Below are 16,331 nucleotides of genomic sequence, written 5' to 3' on the forward strand. Positions count from 1 at the left end.
TACCGGGGCCCGGCCCCGGCACCGGAGCGGCGACGGGAGGCCCGCCGCCGCGGCGACGAGAGGGGACACGCGGGTGACCTTATCCCGAACGGGGCCGCGGCGCGCCCGTCCTGTCCGCTCCCGGCCGGGGAACCGAACGCGGGAGGGGCGGGGCCGCCCGGCCCCGCCCCTCCCGCGTTCACCGGGGCCGCCCCCCGGCCGTGCTCTCCTGCCCGGGGCCGCCCCCCGCGTCCACGCGGAGATCAGTCGTCATCGTCGTCGTCCTCGTCGAGTTCGAGCTCCCCGAGGGGGAGACCCACCGGCGTGGCGATGATCGTGATCTCGGTGCCCTCCGGTGCCTTGCCCGTGTGGGACTGCTCCGCCACGGTCCGGCCGCCCAGGAAGCGCTCCACCTTGACCTCGAAGCCGGCGTCCTCCAGCATCTCGCGAGCCTCCTTGACGTTCCTGCCGACGACGTCGGGGATCTCCACGCCCGGCGGGCCGGTGGAGACGGTCAACTCGACCTCGCCGCCCGCGCTCAACGTGGTACCGGTGTCGGGTTTCTGGCTGATGACCAGACCATCGTCGACGCTCTCGCTCTCGGCCTCGACGATCTTCACCGTCAACCCCAGCTCCTCCAGGGCGTTGCGGGCGTCGTCCACGCCCTGGCCCGTGAGGGCCGGCACGTCGATGCCGCGGCTCACGGTGAAGGTCACCGTCGACTCGCGGTCGGCCTCCTCACCGGGGGCCGGGTCGGTGGAGATGACCTCCCCCGGCTGCACGTTCTCGGCGTCGACGACCTCTTGGAGCAGGCTCTCCGGGTCGAATCCCAGGGTCTCCATCTCCTTGATCGCGTTGGAGACGTCCTGGCCCTTGAAATCGGGCATCTCGACCTCGCGCGGCCCCTTGGACAGCTGGATCGTGACCGTGTCACCGGGGGACAGGCGCTCCCCGACGTTCGGTTCGACCTTGCCGACCGTGCCCGCCGCCTCGGAGCTGTAGACGCCCTCCTCGGCCACTTCGCACTTCAGACCGGTGTCGCGCAGGGCCGCGCAGGCCGCCTCCTGTTCGGCGCCGATGATCTCGGGCACCGACTCGAACCGGCCGACGAGGAACCACCAACCGGCGACGAACACCACCAGTGCCAGAACGGTCGCGCCCACGGCCATCAGCGTCGCGCGACGACGCCGATCCGGGCCCTCGTCGAAGTGGTCATCGTCGTAATCGTCATAGCCGTCGTCCGCGGGGCCGCCCATCTCCACGATCATGGTGGCGTTCTCGGTGCCCGGCCCGGCGCCGCCCGCGATGAGCTGCGGCGCGGTGACGGCCGCCGTCGTCGCGGCGACCGGGGCGACCGGAGGCAGCGGGGCGCCCTTCACCTGCGGCGTCTCCGGCAGGTGGCGCAGTACCTCCAGCACCTTGGACAGGTACTGTCCGGCGTTGCCCGGCCGATACCGGGGATCGCGTTCGGTGGCCTTGGTGACCAGGGCGTCCACCTCGGCGGGCAGCCCGGGCAGGAAGTGGGAGGGACGCGGAACGTCCTCGTTGACGTGCTGGTAGGCGATCGCGATGGGCGTCTCGCCGGTGTGCGGCTGACTCCCGGTGAGCAACTCGTAGAACATGATCCCCGCCGCGTACACGTCGGTGCGCGCGTCGGCGGTGCCCCGCTCGATCTGCTCGGGCGCCAGGTAGGCCGCGGTGCCCATGAGGGTCCCGGTACGGGTCAGACCCTGGGTGGACTGCTCCACGGCGCGGGCCAGACCGAAGTCGGCGACCTTGATCCGGCCGTCCTCGGTGATGAGGACGTTCTCGGGCTTGATGTCGCGGTGCACCATGCCCGCCCGGTGGGCGGCGCCCAGGGCCGCCAGCACCGGGGCCATCACCTGGAGGGCGTCGCGCGCCGACAACCGGCCGCGCTCCTTGAGAAGGGCGCGCAGGGTGCGACCCGGCACGTACTCCATCGCCAGGAACACGTGCCCCCGGTCCTCGCCCTGGTCGAAGACCTGGACGACGTTGGGGTGGGAGAGCTTGGCGACGGAGTGCGCCTCGTTGATGAAGCGCTGGACGAAGGTGGGGTCCTGGGCCAGCGAAGGGTGCATCACCTTCAACGCCAGCCGACGGTCCAGCCTCAGGTCGTGGGCGACGTAGACGGTCGCCATCCCGCCTCCGGCGATCCTGGACTCCACGAAGTAGCGTTGGTCCAGAGTGGCGCCCACGAGCGGGTCGGAAGTCGTCATGTCCACGGCGGAGTAGTGTCCTTGCTGCGGGGAGCGCGGGCTTCGCGGTCGGTGGCGCGTACCCGACACCGGGTGTCGAACCGACACGATAGCGGAAGCCCGACCCGGGTCTGCCCCGCGGTTCGCGGCCGCGCCGCCCCTGGTCCACGGGGGGTGGGGGCGTGCGGTCCTGGGTCGTCCTCGGGCGCGCGACACCCCGATTCGGGGGACGCGCGACTCTTTCACGGTAGGCGATGGGGGCAACGCCGTGGCGCCGCCGCACCGGTGTCCTTGGTAACGCCCCCGGCCGCCCGCTCTGACCTGCGCGAACGCCGGGATCATGGAAGTCGGCCCCGCTGGGCCGGTCCGCCGGTACGGGAGGGGGTCCTCCCCGTGGCCTCGGGCGCACGATGAGCGCCCGCTGTTCCGCCTCCCCCACATGATGACGGAGGGGACGCGGCCCCCACGTGTTCGAGGTCTCGTTCCCGGCCCGGCGGACCGCTCCGCGTCAGTCGACGGCGGGAGAGGAGGCCCGTGCGTGCCGGCGCACCGGGATGCGGCCGGCCCGTCGCGCGGCGCGGCCGGCGCGCACGGCGTCGCGCATCGCCCCGGCCATGAGCACCGGGTCCTCGGCCCGCGTGACCGCGCTGGCCAGCAGCACCGCGTCGCAGCCCAGCTCCATCGCCAGGGCCGCGTCGCTGGCGGTGCCGATACCGGCGTCGACGATCACCGGGACCCCGGCCTGTTCGACGATCAGCTCCAGGTTGTGCGGGTTGCGGATGCCCAGACCCGAACCGATCGGGGCGGCCAGGGGCATCACCGCGACGCACCCGATCTGCTCCAGACGGCGGGCCAGCACCGGGTCGTCGTTGGTGTAGGGCAGTACCGCGAACCCCTCGTCCACCAACCGCTCGGCCGCCTCCAACAACTCCACCGGGTCGGGCAGCAGCGTGTGCTCGTCCGCCACGACCTCCAACTTCACCCAGCCGGTGCCCAGCGCCTCCCTGCCCAGACGGGCGGTGCGCACCGCGTCGGTCGCGGTGAAGCACCCGGCGGTGTTGGGCAGCGGGCGGATCCCGTTGCGTTCCAGCACCTCCCACACCGAGCCGCGGGCGCCCGGGGCGACCCTGCGCATGGCCACGGTGGTCAGCTCGGTGCCGGAGGCGATCAGCGCCTCCTCCAGCACCTCCAGGGAGGGCGCACCTCCGGTCCCGGTGATGAGCCGGGAACCGAAGGAGACCCCGGAGATGACCAGGGGGTCGTCGGTGTGCGCGTTCATGGTCAGCCCCCCTGTACCGCGGTGAGGACGTCGACGCGGTCGCCCGCGCCCAAGGGCGTGCCGGCCCAGGCGGCGCGGCGCACCACCTCGTCGTTGACGGCGACGGCGATGCCGCCGGGGATCGCGCCGCCGTCGGCGGCGGTCAGTTCGCGCACGATCTCCTCGACCGTGACGGTGCCGGCGGCCTCGCGGAGGGCGCCGTTGACGATCAGCTCCACTGCTCTCACTTCCAGGTCGTGGTCTCGCCGCCCGTGACGCGGTCGGCGGTGAACCGGCGCGCGTACCCGGGCAGGGTCCCGGTGGTCAGGGCGTGGGCCATGACCTCGCCGGTGACCGGTGTCAGCAGCACCCCGTGCCGGAAGTGCCCACCGGCCAGGTGCAGGCCGGGCACCCGGGTGGGTCCCAGCAGCGGTTCGTTGTCGGGGGACCCGGGGCGCAACCCCACGCAGGTCTCGGTGATCTCCAGTTCGGTCACCCCGGGGACGAGTTCACGGGCGTCCCGGAGCACCTGCCACAGACCGCCCACCGTGGGCGCGGTGTCGTACCCCAGCTCCTCCTGGGTGGCGCCGATGACGATCTCGCCGTCGGCGCGCGGCACCAGGTAGACCGGGAAGCCCCGGACCAGGCCGCGCACGGTCCGCTCCACCAACGGGGGCTCCCCGGCGGGCACCCGGGCGCGCAGGAGCTGCCCCTTGACGGGGCGCAGCGGCGGCACCACGGGTTCGGGGAGTTCGATCCGGTCGCTCCAGCAGCCGGCGGCGAGGACCACCTGATCGGCGGGCAGCGTCCGGCCCTCGGCCGGCGTCACGCCCAACCGGGCGCCCCCCGGGCCGGGGCGTTCCACGGCGATCGCACGGGAGCGGATCTCGGTGACCCCGGCACGGTCGCCGGCCACGGCCAGGGCCCGCAGCAGCAGGCGTGGGTCCACCGAGTGGTCCTCGGGGGCGAGCACGCCGCCGCGTACCGAGGGGGCCAGCATCGGCTCCAGTCGGCGGCACTCACGGCCGGTGAGTCGTTCCGTGGTCACCCCCAGGCGTTTTTGCAGGTCGTGGAGGCGATCCAGGACGGCCAGGTCGTCGCGGTCGAAGGCGACCAGCAGAGTGCCGGTGGCGTGGTGGCCCGTGGGGACGCCGCTCGCCTCCTCCAGTTCGGCGACGAAGGCGGGGTACAGGGCGGCCGACCGGATGCCGAACCCCATGAGGTGTTCCTCACCGAACACGGCCTCGGTGGCCGGGGTGAGCATGCCCGCCGCGACGGTGGAGGCGGCTCGGGCGCCGGCCGGGTCGGTGACCGGGTCGGGTTCGATCAGGGTGACCCGGAGCCCGGCCTGGGCCGCCCGCCAGGCGGTGACCCGACCGACCAGACCGCCGCCGACGACGATCACACCGTGTCGGTCCTCCGAAGGTTCAGAGGTGGGATGAATCGTGTCGGGGTGCGGTGGGTTCGAGGTAGGCACGGTGCTGCTCTCCACTCCCTTCGCCGGCATGACCCGGATCAGGTTCGTGCGGTCGGAGGCGGTCAGCCTCCCTCTCAGCCGGGTCCACCCGGCTCCCGCGGGACGTTCTACGGTTCGCCCCCATACTACGGTCCCGCCCGGAGGGCGCCCGAAACCGAGGGCGGCGACGTCCGGGCGGCGCGCGAACGTGTCCCGGGCACGCGCGGATATGGCAGATTGGTGGGGTGACTTCAAGCGATTCCAACCTCGACACGCTGGTCGGCACCTGGCTGACCCTCAGGGAGACGGCCTCGCCGCTGGGGGTGAGCCCGAACCACGTCAAGACGCTCATCCGGGAGAACCGCCTCATGGGCGTGGTCCGGGGCGGGCAGCTCTCGGTCCCCGCCGCCTTCATCGACGGCGGCGACATCGTCAAGGGACTGCCCGGCACCCTCGTCCTGCTCGGCGACGCGGGCTACTCCACCGAGGAGGCCCTGCGCTGGCTCTTCACCCCGGACGACACGCTGCCCGGCACCCCGATCCAGGCGATGCGCGAGAACCGGGGCACCGAGGTGCGCCGACGCGCCCAGAGTCTGGCCTTCTGACCGACCCCCGTGGCGGGCGCGCCGTGTCGCCCGCCCCCTTGGGGTAGCCGGGTCCAAGGCCTAGGCTGGTGACCGTGAGGACCAGCCACGGAACCAGCCTGCGCAAGCGCCTGGACGCATCCCTTCTGTACCTGTGCACCGACGCCCGTCGCGAACGCGGTGATCTCGCCGAGTTCGCCGAGGCCGCCCTGTCCGGGGGAGTGGACATCGTCCAGCTCCGGGACAAGGGCCTGGAGGCGCGCGAGGAGATCGCCGCCCTGGAGGTGCTGCGGGAGGCGTGCGAACGCCACGGCGCCCTGCTCGCGGTCAACGACCGCGCCGACATCGCCCGCGCCGTTCGCGCCGACGTGCTCCACCTGGGCCGGCGCGATCTTCCGGTGCCCATGGCCCGCGACATCATCGGCGCGGACCCGTTGATCGGGCGCTCCAACAACGACATCGACGCCGCCCGGGCCTCCGCGGAGGAACCGGGCAGCGACTACTTCTGCGTCGGCCCGGTATGGGAGACGCCCACCAAGCCGGGCCGTCCGGCCGCCGGAACGGAACTGGTGGAGCGCGCGGCCGCGCTGAACAGCGACCGGCCGTGGTTCGCGATCGGCGGTATCGACCTCGACACCGTGGACCGGGTCCTGGATGCCGGGGCCCGCCGCGTGGTCGTGGTGCGCGCCATCACCGAGGCCGAGGACCCGCGGGCGGCGGCCGCCGCCCTGCGCGCCCGCGTCATCGACCGTCAGGGCTGAGAACCGCGTCGGCCCCGGTACACGACCCGGGGCCGGCGTCGTTCCGTCCGGTGCGGGCCGGGGCCGGACCTCGGAGACCGAACGCGTGGCCTCCTCCGCCCGGACCACCCCGGTCAGGGGATCAGCAGTACCTTGCCGAGCACCCGGCGCTCCTCCATGGCCCGGTGCGCCTCCGCCGCGTCCTCCAACGGCAGGGTCAGCCCGATGTGGGGGGTCAGCCTCCCGGACCGGACCAGCTCCAGAGCCTCTCCCAGGGCGCGCGTCCTGGCCTCGGCCTCGTCCTTGATGTCGAACAGGCCGAAGACCTCGACCTCGTGCTCCAGGGCCCGGGCGGGCTCGATCTCGGCGAACCGGCCGCCGGCCGATCCGTACCCGACGAACCGGCCGCCCCGGGCCACCGTCGTGAAGGCCTCCTCGCCCAGGGACGCCCCGGCCCCGTCCAGGGCGGTGTCCACCCCGATACCGCCGGTGAGCTCCAGGACCCGGTCCGTCCACCCCGGCAGGGAGTAGTCCACGACCTCGTGCGCGCCGAGCTTTTCGGCCAGGGCGAGCTTGTCCCCGCCCCTCGCGGCGGCGATGACCCGCGCTCCGGCGTTCCGGGCCAGCTGGACCGACAGGCTGCCGGCGCCGCCGGTGGCCGCGGCCACCAGCACGGTCTGCCCCGGTCGATAATCGGCGGTCCGGGCCAGGGCGAGCGCGGTGGGGCCGTCGTGCAGCAGGGCCAGGGCGTGGTGCGGGTCCACCCCCTCGGGCACCCGGATCAGATCCGACTCCGGGACCACCGCCCGCTCGGCGTAGCCGCCGACCGGTAGGGCGCTCCCGTCGGCGGTCCTCTCCCCGGTGTCGGTGACCACCCGGGTCCCGACCCAGGAGGGGTCCACGCCCTCGCCGACCCGGGACACCGTTCCGACCACACCGGTCCCGGGGACGTAGGGGGGCGTCACGGGGAAGAAGTCGCGTCCCCACCCGGACCGGACCAGCACCTCCAGGTACATCACGTTGGCCGCGTCCACCGTCACCTCGACCGAGCCGGGCCCCACCTCGGGGTCGGGCACCTCCCGGGCCGTCAGAACCTCGGGACCGCCGAACCCGTCGACTCGTACCGCGCGCATGTGGATCCTCCATCGATGGTCGTCCGCCGCGAACTCCGCGACATCGACCACTCTGGTACCTCAACTAATATTGAGGTCAATACCCGGGTGAAAGAAGTGTTCCGGCGCGGCACCGGAACACCCGTCAGACGGACACGTGCGACAGCGCGCTCGGATGACGGCGCAGGAAGCCCTCGATCGAACGGGCGGGGTGACCGGTCACCTTCTGTACCGTGGCCGCCACCTCGTCCAGCTCCCCGGCGGCGATCGCCTCGTACGAGGAGACCCATCCCTCGATCTCCCACTCGGGCGCCCCCGTGGCCTTGCGGGACAACAGGGCCTCCTCCCGGGTCTCGGGCACGTACCTGATGGTCCGGCCCGTCAACGCGCTCAACCGTTCGACGGTCGCCCCCAGGGAGAGCGCCTCCGGGCCGGTCACGTCGTAGGTCGCGTTCTCCGCCGCCGCGGCCAGGGCCGGATCGGTCAGCACCGCCGCCACCACGTCCGCGATGTCGTCCCGGGCCACCCACGCCACCCGGCCCTCACCGGCGGGGCCGCGCACCACACCGCTCTCGTCCACCCAGTGCGGCAGCAGGTCCAGGTACAGGGAGGGTCTCAGGAACGTGTACCTCACTCCCGTCGTCCGGATGTGGGCCTCGGTGAAGAAGTGCGTCCGCGCGAAGGTGAACGTCGACGCCGGCCCCGCTTGCAGGAAGGACAGGTAGACGATTCGTGACACCCCCGCCGCGACCGCCGCGTCGACCGCGCTCAGGTGCGTGTCGATCCGGTCCTCCGACTCCGTCGCCGGGACCAGGAACAGCGTGTCCACCCCACGGCAGGCCCGTGCGAAGTTCGCGGTGTCCTCATAGGCCGCCATCGCGGCGGTGCTGCCCGGGTGATCGGGCGCCCGGTTCAGGTCCCGCACGATGAGCCGCTGCGCCCGGCCCAGCCGCGCGATGCGGGCGGCCACCCGCCCGCCCACCGCCCCGGTCGCCCCGGTCACCCCTATGGTGTGGTTTGTCATGTGATCGTCGCCCATGACACCCCATCCTGAACGACGAGGGCGTGCCGGGCACTCACCGGCACGCCCGTTTTTACGCCCACGGGTCAGGGAGTGGCCCGCTCTTGATCCTCCCCCTCGGGCGGCACCGTGCCGACCGGCACGGGTTCCCGCGTGCTGTGCCGGTAGGCGAGCCGGCGCAGCAGCACCTCGGCCGGCCCCCGCACGCCCGCCCGCTCCATGAGGTAGGCGGCCACGACGGTGATCAGCCACACCCCGATCGCGTACAGGAACATCGTCCACGAGGTCAGGTACGCGGCCAGCCCCAGGCCCCACGCGGTCAGGATCGGCGCGCACAGCACCGACTGGGCCAGGTAGGACGACAGGGAGCGCTTGCCGGTGGCGGTGATCGCGGTCAGTACGACGCCGGGCTCGCGCCCGCGTCCCTGGATCGCGTGCGCGATCAGGGCGATCAGGGCGACGTACCCCAGCCCGCCGAACAGTCCCGCCAACATGTGCGGCATGGCCAGCATCGAGGCCTGGGTGGGGTTCGGCTCCCAGACGCCGACCTGGGCCAGCGCGTTGGGCAGGCCGCCCAGCCAGCCGATGGCGATGCCGAGCCCGGCGGTCCATCGCAGCAGCGGGAGGTGGGACCCCGGCTCCTCCAGCACCCGGCGGCGCGCCGCCCAGAAGGCGAGCAGGATCATGGTCGGCACGACCAGCGCCACGAGGCCCTGGACGACGGTGATCAGGGGCCAGACGATGACGCGACCGAGCGCGGCGCCCAGGATCGAGGTCTCGGCGGCGCTCGCCGCCATCGCGTCCATCCCGGTCCCGGAGCTCGGGCCGTCCGGTGCCAGGACCATCCCCACGACGCTGAACGCGGTCAGCGCGGCGAGGAGACCGATGAACACCGAGGCCCACACCAGCAGGGTGGTGTCCTTGCGGCGCAGGAACAGCCATCCCAGGAGCAGGCCGGCCAGACCGTAGGCGCCCAGGACGTCACCGAACCACAGCAGCAGGGCGTGGAAGAACCCGAACGCGAGGAGCCACAGGTTGCGTCGGCGCAACAGCGCGTTGACGTCCTTGACGCTCGCCCCGGCGGCCTCCTGGCGCATGGCCAGCTGCACCATGCCGTAGCCGAACAGGAACGCGAACATCGGATAGCTGCGGCCGTCCACCACCATGATGGTGAAGAACTGGGTCACGGAGTCGAGCGTGCTCTCCGGGGCCGGGTGGGCGCCCAGCTCGCCCATGGGGACCGTCCACAGGTACCAGACGGTGTTGGCCAGGGCGATGAACAGGAGCATGAACCCGCGGGCCAGGTCGGGGGCGAGCGCTCGTTCGCCCGCTCCGGCCGGCCCGCGGGCCACGGCGTTCCGAGACATGGATGGATCCTTCCGGTCGCGATATATCTCTTATCGATTCAACCGGAGGGACGAGTCGGGCACAATGCACTTTCGTAGGGTGAAAGACCCTGAAACATTCCTTAGGGGAATACCCCCGTGCGGGTCCGCGCGCGTCGGATTCAGTGCGTGCGGCGGGTGGCGACCGCCACCATCGTGCGCAGCGGCTCCCGGGCGGCGTCGTCCAGCTCCGGGCTCTCCAACGCCGCCAGCGCCTCCTCGGAATAGCGCTCGACGAGCTCCTCACAGGCGGCCAGCGCGCCGGAGGACTCGATGAGCCCGCACATCCACTCGACCGACCCCACCGACAGGTCGGGCGCGCCCAGCAGAGCGGTGAAGCGCGCGCCGTCGGCGGCGTCCGAGCGCGCCAGGGTCTCGGCGACCACCAGGGTCCGCTTGCCCTCGCGCAGGTCGTCACCGGCCGGCTTGCCGGTGGTGGACGGGTCGCCGAACACGCCCAGCACGTCGTCGCGCAACTGGAAGGCCACCCCGAGCGGTATGCCGTAGGCGGTGTAGACGCCCTCCAGCTCCGGCAGGCGACCCGCCAGCGCGGCGCCCAGGTGCAGCGGCCGCTCCACGGTGTACTTGGCGGACTTGTACCGCATCACCCGCAGCGCCGCCTCCCTGGTGCCGGTACCGCGCACCTGCTCCAGGGTGTCCAGGTACTGTCCGGCCATCACCTCGGTGCGCATCGCGTCGAAGGGCCGCCGCCCCCACGCGAGGGTGTCCTGGGCGAACCCGCTGGCCTGGTACATCTCGTCGGACCAGGCCAGACACAGGTCGCCGATGAGCACGGCCGCGCCCCGGCCGAAGCCCTCGCCGTCACCGCTCCAGCCGCGCTCGGCGTGCAACCCGGCGAGCCGCTTGTGGGTGGCGGGCAGGCCGCGTCGGGTGTCGCTGTTGTCGATGACGTCGTCGTGGATGAGCGCGCAGGCCTGGAGGAACTCCAGGGAGGCCGCCGCCCGCACGATCCGCTCGTCGTCCGCCGCGCCCCCGGCGCCGCGCCACCCCTGGTAACAGAAGGCGGGGCGCAGGCGCTTGCCCCCGGTGAGCATCGCCTCCAGCGCGTCCATGGCCGGGGCCAACTCCTCCCCGACCTCCAGCAGGGTGAGCCGGTGGTCGGCGCAGAACGCGTCCAGTTCCCGGTCCACGTCCGAGCGGATCGCGGAGACGGGGGAGAGGGAGGAGGATGATGAGAAAGCGGCCATACCCAGCACATTAGCGGCTCACCCCGAGGGCCCCGCCCCTTTCCGCGCCCCCGGTCCCTTCCACATCGCCACCAGGACGAACGACACCGTCACGAGCAGGGCCCAGGCGCCCAGCTTGGCCGGGTGGACCAGCGCCCAGACCTCCGCCTGGTGGGGGTAGCGCCAGGCGTCGAACAGCGTCGAGATGTTCTCCGCCACCCACAGGAAGAACCCGATGAACAGGAACGACAACGCCAACGGCAGGCGCGGCCGCTGTTCCCCCACGGTGAAGTGCACCCACGTGCCCCAGGTCACCGCGATCAACAGCACCGCCAGCGGGATCCGCAGGTCGGGCAGCCAGTGGTGGGTGAGGAAGTTCGCGTAGATCGCGATCGCCACCGCCGTGACGGCCCACGAGCGGTAGTTCGTCAACCCCAGGTCGAACAGGCGCCAGGCGCGCACGATGTAGGAGCCCACCGCCGCGTACATGAACCCGCTGTAGAGCGGCACGCCCCACACCACGGTCCACCCGGGGCCGGGGTAGGACCACGAACCCATGCGCACCTTGAACAGTTCGAACGCCAACCCCACCACGTGGAATCCGGCGATCGCGGCGATCTCCCGGCCGGTCTCCAGCCGCAGCGCCCAGAACAGCGCGGTCACCGCCACCGCGTAGATCAACAGCGCGTCATAGCGGGCGATCGGCAGGGGGACCGCCATCGACAGCGCGAACCCGGCGAACATGCACGCCGCGAACGCGCAGGCGCGGGCCTGCAACAGGCCGAAGCGCGTCAGCTGCGCGAAGAAGAAGGTCACGGAGGAGAAGGACGCGCGGCGGCGGTCCCCCCGCGCCCGCCGTGGTTCGCGGGCGCGCCCCGATGTGATCCTCGTTCTCGGTCTCACTCAGTGGGATGTCCCTTCCATCCGGTCAGGGGGCCTCACCTACAGTGGTGTGCATGCTGGCTGCACCGACACGCCCCGTGACGCCCCGAACCCCCGAACCCCGGCCGCGACACATCCGTGACCTGCTCCGCACGGGTGAGCCGATGTTCTCCTTCGAGTTCTTCCCGCCCCGGAGCCCGCAGGCCAATGAGCGACTCTGGCGGGCCATCCGGCAACTGGAGGCCCTGGGTCCCGCCTTCGTCTCCGTCACCTACGGCGCGGGCGGCAGCACGCGCGGTATGACCGTGGAGACCACCGAGCGGATCGCGACCGACACCACGCTCCTCCCGGTCGCGCACATGACCCTGGTCGAGCACTCCGTCGCCGAGCTGCGTCACCTCATCGGCCGTCTGGCCGACGCCGGGGTGTCCAACATGCTCGCGGTGCGCGGCGACCCACCCGGAGACCCCTCCGGCCCGTGGGTCAGCCACCCCGAGGGACTGACCTACGCAGAGGAGCTGGTCCGGCTCATCAAGGACAGCGGCGACTTCTGCGTGGGCGTGGCGGCCTTCCCCTACAAGCACCCGCGCTCGGCCGACGTGGAGACCGACACCGACTTCTTCGTGCGCAAGTGCGACGCGGGCGCGGACTACGCCATCACCCAGATGTTCTTCGACCCCGAGGACTACCTGCGCCTTCGGGACCGGGTGGCGGCCCGCGGCTGTGACATCCCGATCATCCCCGAGGTGTTCCCGGTGGTGCGCACGTCGTTCATCCCGCGCTCGGAGAAGCTCTCGGGGGCGCCGTTCCCGGCGGACCTGGCCGCGCGGTTCGAGTCCTTCGGCGACGACACCGAGGCGGTGCGCGCCTTCGGGATCGAGCACGCCCAGCACATGTGCGAGCGGCTCTTGGAGGAGGGTGCTCCGGGCATCCACTTCATCACCTCGAATCAGTCCACCGCCACCAGGGAGATCTACCGGGAGGTGTCGGGACGACGGCGCCCGTGAGCGGCAGGCGCGTCGCCATGATCGAGAAGGGCCGGTCCGGGCTGCCGGGGAAGGAGAACTCCTCCAGCACCTCGACGAACCCGCAGGAGCGGTAGAGGTGACGCGCCGCCGTGGGGCCGGCCCGGGTGGACAGGATCGCGGTGCGCTCGGGCCGGTCCGAGCACAGGGCGTGCAGGACGGCCCGGCCGATCCCCCGGTTCTGCGCCTCGGGGTGGACGTGCACCTCGGCGATCTCGAACGCGTCGGTCATCCAGCGGCGCGCCCCGGCACGGCCGCCCTCGGCGCGCAGACCCGCGGAGACGGTGTCGTGCCACCACTGGCCGCGCGCGCCGTGGAAGGCGTAGGCGAAACCGATCGGACGCTCCTCCAGCACGGCGACGATGGACCGGAACCCGGGATGGCGGGAGTGGGTCTTCATGACGGAGGCCCGTCCCGGCAACTGCTCGGGCGGGGGTTCCATGGCCGCCTCGTACACCTGGAGGAGGGCGGGAACGGCGTGCGCGAACGCCGGGGGGCCCAGCTCGCGCAGCTCGACATCGGCTACCACGACTTCACACTAGCCTCCGAAGGCGTGTGCCCGACGGATTTCGGCGTGGCCGATACCGGTTGTCCGCCGGTCCTCGACACGCCCGGGAGGGGTGCCGCCGGTCCTTGACGGGTCGTCGAGGGCGGGGTTAACTGTTGATCGTCGAACATGAGTTCGACATCGGCCGTCGGGGCGACCCGGCGGCGACGGCGCGGCCGGCTCGGGGAGGGGAAGCCCCGTGTCCGACCGCGCCGTTCCGTCGTGCCCGCGGGTGAGGGCCCGTATACGACGAGGACCGGCCCGCCCTCGATGGGCGGGCCGGTCCTGCGGCGGGCGGGTGCGATCCGTGCCTGGACGATCAGAAGGAGTCGACGGCGCGACGGGCCTCCGGGTCGAGGACGCCCCAGTTGATGAGCTCCTCGGTCAGGTCGCCGGGCGACTTGTCGTAGATGACCGCGAGCGAACGCAGGTCCTCCTGACGGATGGAGAGCACGCGGCCGTTGTAGTCACCGCGCTGGCTCTGGATGGTGGCCACGTAGCGGGACAGCGGGCCGGCCTTCTCCTGCGGGAGCTGCTGCATGCGCTCCAGGTCGATGACCAGCTTGGGTGTCGGGCCCAGGGGCGTGGGGGCGGCACCGCCGGGCAGCAGCTCCGACATCGGCACGCCGTAGAAGTCGGCCAGCTCGGCGAGCTTCTGGACGGTGACGGCGCGGTCGCCGCGCTCGTAGGAGCCCACCACGACGGCCTTCCAGCGTCCGTGGGACTTCTCCTCCACTCCGTGGAGGGACAGGCCCTGCTGGGTTCGGATGGCACGCAGTCGCGCGCCGAGGGACTTGGCGTATTCGGATGGCATCTTCTTGTCGCTCCCGGCCGTGACAGTGGCTGGCGTGATGGGGGAGAGACCCGTTCCAACGAGGGCCGTCGGACGGTCCCTCGGAGGTCACGGGGTGCAACCCCACCCGGCAATGGTTACAGACAGTGACGGTAGGGGGGTCCGTCCCCCAGGTCAAGCCGTTGGTGTGAAACGCGACTAATCAGTGGCCAAACCGTGCGTAAGTGAGACTCCTCTCATGTCCACGCGGACCGTGACGAGAGGTGCATCACGCCCATGCGAAAAGCCCGTTCTTTCAGGGGGTTTCGCATTTGTCGGCCATGTGAGGTGTGTGCAGATCGTAGCCGTCGCGTTGCTCTGAGGATCCTCTGCGCCCTTTGTGTATGTGATGAGAGTCACACTACTCGATATCCACCTTGAGCCCGCCCTCGGTGACCTCGAACGCCGCTGGTAGCGTGGGCCCGATCGACATCCTTTAACGACCTGTCCCGTGAGGCAGGGAAGGGGTCACTGCTTTGTGTGCGCGAAAAACCACGACGAGTGACACGAACGGTGGCGTGGCGCCACCGGAGATGCCCGAAGGCACCCGGGCCGTCCTCGACGGCAACGAGATCAACCGGGCGTTGACCCGTATCGCCCACGAGGTGCTCGAACGGACCAAGGGCGGACACGGGGTCACCCTCCTCGGCATCCCCTCGCGGGGAGTCCCCCTCGCGGCCCGCCTGGCCGAGCGCATCGAACACGTCGAGAAACTGGCCGTCCCCCACGGCTCCCTCGACATCACCATGTACCGCGACGACCTGCGCACCGCCCCGCCGCGGGCCTTGGGCCGGACCGAGATCCCCGACGGCGGACTCGACGACCGCGTCGTCGTCCTCGTCGACGACGTCCTCTTCTCCGGCCGCACCGTCCGCGCCGCCCTGGACGCGCTCAACGACCTGGGCCGTCCCCGCGCCGTCCAGCTCGCCGTCCTGGTCGACCGCGGCCACCGCCAACTGCCCATCCGCGCCGACTACGTGGGCAAGAACCTGCCCACCTCGCTGCGCGAGAGCGTCACCGTCCGGCTCACCGAGACCGACGGCCACGACGCGGTGCTGCTCGGCCCGTCCCGCCCGTCGTCCTCCGCCACCCTCACGGGCGGCCCGCTGCCCGGTGCCCTCGGCCGACGCCCCGACACCGACGGCACCGAGGGGAAGGACTCCTGATGCGCCACCTGCTCTCCACCGGGGACCTCACCCGCGACGAGGCCGTCCTCATCCTGGACACCGCCGCCGAACTCGCCCGGGTCGGCGACCGCTCCGTCAAGAAACTCCCCACCCTGCGCGGCCGCACCGTGGTCAACCTCTTCTACGAGGACTCCACCCGCACCCGCACCTCCTTCGAACTCGCCGCCAAGCGCCTGTCCGCGGACGTCGTCAACTTCTCCGCCAAGGGCTCCAGCGTCTCCAAGGGAGAGAGCCTCAAGGACACCGCCCTCACCCTCCAGGCCATGGGCGCCGACGGCGTCGTCATCCGGCACAGCGCCTCCGGCGCGGCCCACCGCCTGGCGAACTGGGTGGACGGATCGGTCCTCAACGCCGGCGACGGCACCCACGAGCACCCCACCCAGGCCCTGCTCGACGCCTACACCATGCGCGCCCGCCTGGGCCGCCTGGAGGGCCTGCGCGTGGCCATCGTCGGCGACATCCTGCACAGCCGGGTGGCCCGCTCCAACGTGTTGCTGCTCACCACCCTGGGCGCCCACGTCACGCTCGTCGCGCCGCCCACCCTGCTGCCCGTCTCGGTGCGCACCTGGCCCTGCGAGGTCTCCTACGACCTCGACGAGGTCCTGCCCAAGGCCGACGTCGTCATGATGCTGCGCGTCCAGGCCGAGCGCATGCACGCCTCCTTCTTCCCCTCCGTGCGCGAGTACAGCCGCGGTTACGGGATCGACGGCGCGCGCCTGTCCCGCATGCCCGAGGACGCCATCGTCATGCACCCCGGCCCGATGGTCCGCGGCATGGAGATCTCCGCCGAGGTCGCCGACTCCCCGCGCTGCACCGTCGTCGAGCAGGTCGCCAACGGTGTCAGCCTGCGCATGGCCGTGCTCTACCTGCTGCTCGGCGGCTCCTGACACCACACCGGCGCGCCGAGGCGCGCCCGCGCG

The 16,331-nt window shown here is 71.9% G+C and carries 16 protein-coding genes and 1 riboswitch; of the genes, 5 read left to right on the forward strand and 11 right to left on the reverse strand.

All coding sequences use genetic code 11. From position 1 onward, the window contains the following. Nucleotides 1-242 precede the first annotated feature (242 nt). From pknB to thiO, 4 genes are all read right to left on the reverse strand, one after another. Entirely contained in the window at nucleotides 243-2,222 is a 1,980-nt protein-coding gene (gene pknB / locus PWG71_RS23000; RefSeq protein ID WP_274812024.1) for a Stk1 family PASTA domain-containing Ser/Thr kinase, read from the reverse strand. Nucleotides 2,223-2,703: 481 nt separating this feature from the next. Further along, complete coding sequence (locus PWG71_RS23005; protein WP_274812025.1) at nucleotides 2,704-3,474, reverse strand: thiazole synthase; 771 nt, start codon at nucleotides 3,472-3,474, stop codon at nucleotides 2,704-2,706. Between the two features lie 2 nt (nucleotides 3,475-3,476). After that, a complete protein-coding gene (thiS, locus tag PWG71_RS23010; RefSeq protein WP_274812098.1) occupies nucleotides 3,477-3,692 on the reverse strand; it encodes a sulfur carrier protein ThiS in 216 nt (71 codons plus the stop codon). A gap of 5 nt (nucleotides 3,693-3,697) precedes the next feature. Next, nucleotides 3,698-4,960 (reverse strand): glycine oxidase ThiO, encoded by a 1,263-nt coding sequence (thiO, locus tag PWG71_RS23015; RefSeq protein WP_274812026.1) that lies wholly within the window; start codon nucleotides 4,958-4,960, stop codon nucleotides 3,698-3,700. After that, nucleotides 4,929-5,039, reverse strand: a riboswitch (TPP riboswitch). Its footprint overlaps the gene before it by 32 nt. A 115-nt stretch (nucleotides 5,040-5,154) precedes the next feature. Here thiO and PWG71_RS23020 point away from each other — a divergent pair. Together PWG71_RS23020 and thiE are read left to right on the forward strand one after the other, a co-directional pair. Next, complete coding sequence (locus tag PWG71_RS23020) at nucleotides 5,155-5,514, forward strand: Rv2175c family DNA-binding protein (RefSeq protein ID WP_274812027.1); 360 nt, start codon at nucleotides 5,155-5,157, stop codon at nucleotides 5,512-5,514. 74 nt (nucleotides 5,515-5,588) lie between these two features. Beyond that, nucleotides 5,589-6,254, forward strand: a complete 666-nt coding sequence (thiE, locus tag PWG71_RS23025; protein ID WP_274812028.1) for a thiamine phosphate synthase — start codon at nucleotides 5,589-5,591, stop codon at nucleotides 6,252-6,254. 113 nt (nucleotides 6,255-6,367) lie between these two features. Here thiE and PWG71_RS23030 read toward each other — a convergent pair whose 3' ends face one another. The 5 genes from PWG71_RS23030 to PWG71_RS23050 form a co-directional block, all read right to left on the reverse strand. Then, a complete protein-coding gene (locus tag PWG71_RS23030; protein WP_274812029.1) occupies nucleotides 6,368-7,366 on the reverse strand; it encodes a zinc-binding dehydrogenase in 999 nt (332 codons plus the stop codon). A gap of 124 nt (nucleotides 7,367-7,490) precedes the next feature. Next, nucleotides 7,491-8,384, reverse strand: a complete 894-nt coding sequence (locus tag PWG71_RS23035) for an SDR family oxidoreductase (RefSeq protein ID WP_274812030.1) — start codon at nucleotides 8,382-8,384, stop codon at nucleotides 7,491-7,493. A gap of 68 nt (nucleotides 8,385-8,452) precedes the next feature. Further along, nucleotides 8,453-9,733 carry a DUF418 domain-containing protein gene (locus PWG71_RS23040; RefSeq protein WP_274812031.1) on the reverse strand — a complete coding sequence of 427 codons (1,281 nt, stop codon included), beginning with the start codon at nucleotides 9,731-9,733 and terminating at the stop codon, nucleotides 8,453-8,455. A 140-nt stretch (nucleotides 9,734-9,873) separates the two neighbouring features. Then, on the reverse strand, nucleotides 9,874-10,959 hold the full coding sequence (locus PWG71_RS23045; protein ID WP_274812032.1) for a polyprenyl synthetase family protein: 1,086 nt from the start codon (nucleotides 10,957-10,959) through the stop codon (nucleotides 9,874-9,876). A gap of 18 nt (nucleotides 10,960-10,977) precedes the next feature. Then, nucleotides 10,978-11,754 (reverse strand): DUF817 domain-containing protein, encoded by a 777-nt coding sequence (locus tag PWG71_RS23050; protein ID WP_274812033.1) that lies wholly within the window; start codon nucleotides 11,752-11,754, stop codon nucleotides 10,978-10,980. 230 nt (nucleotides 11,755-11,984) lie between these two features. Between PWG71_RS23050 and metF the strand changes: the two genes are divergently transcribed. Next, nucleotides 11,985-12,827, forward strand: coding sequence for a methylenetetrahydrofolate reductase [NAD(P)H] (gene metF, locus PWG71_RS23055; protein WP_274812099.1), 843 nt, complete (start codon nucleotides 11,985-11,987; stop codon nucleotides 12,825-12,827). Here metF and PWG71_RS23060 read toward each other — a convergent pair. Beyond that, nucleotides 12,760-13,374, reverse strand: coding sequence for a GNAT family N-acetyltransferase (locus PWG71_RS23060; protein WP_274812034.1), 615 nt, complete (start codon nucleotides 13,372-13,374; stop codon nucleotides 12,760-12,762). The two genes, metF and PWG71_RS23060, sit on opposite strands and share 68 nt — an antisense overlap. Before the next feature lie 337 nt (nucleotides 13,375-13,711). Continuing rightward, a complete protein-coding gene (bldD, locus tag PWG71_RS23065; RefSeq protein ID WP_073384121.1) occupies nucleotides 13,712-14,206 on the reverse strand; it encodes a transcriptional regulator BldD in 495 nt (164 codons plus the stop codon). A gap of 551 nt (nucleotides 14,207-14,757) precedes the next feature. On the opposite strand from bldD, the gene pyrR reads away from it, so the two are divergent. Then, complete coding sequence (gene pyrR / locus PWG71_RS23070; protein ID WP_274812100.1) at nucleotides 14,758-15,390, forward strand: bifunctional pyr operon transcriptional regulator/uracil phosphoribosyltransferase PyrR; 633 nt, start codon at nucleotides 14,758-14,760, stop codon at nucleotides 15,388-15,390. Beyond that, entirely contained in the window at nucleotides 15,390-16,298 is a 909-nt protein-coding gene (locus tag PWG71_RS23075; protein WP_274812035.1) for an aspartate carbamoyltransferase catalytic subunit, read from the forward strand. The genes pyrR and PWG71_RS23075 overlap by 1 nt, the downstream gene beginning before the upstream one ends. The last annotated feature ends 33 nt before the right edge of the window (nucleotides 16,299-16,331 follow it).

Origin of the sequence: Nocardiopsis sp. N85, from assembly GCF_028882275.1 — a bacterium.
In the GTDB taxonomy this organism is placed as follows: domain Bacteria; phylum Actinomycetota; class Actinomycetes; order Streptosporangiales; family Streptosporangiaceae; genus Nocardiopsis; species Nocardiopsis lambiniae.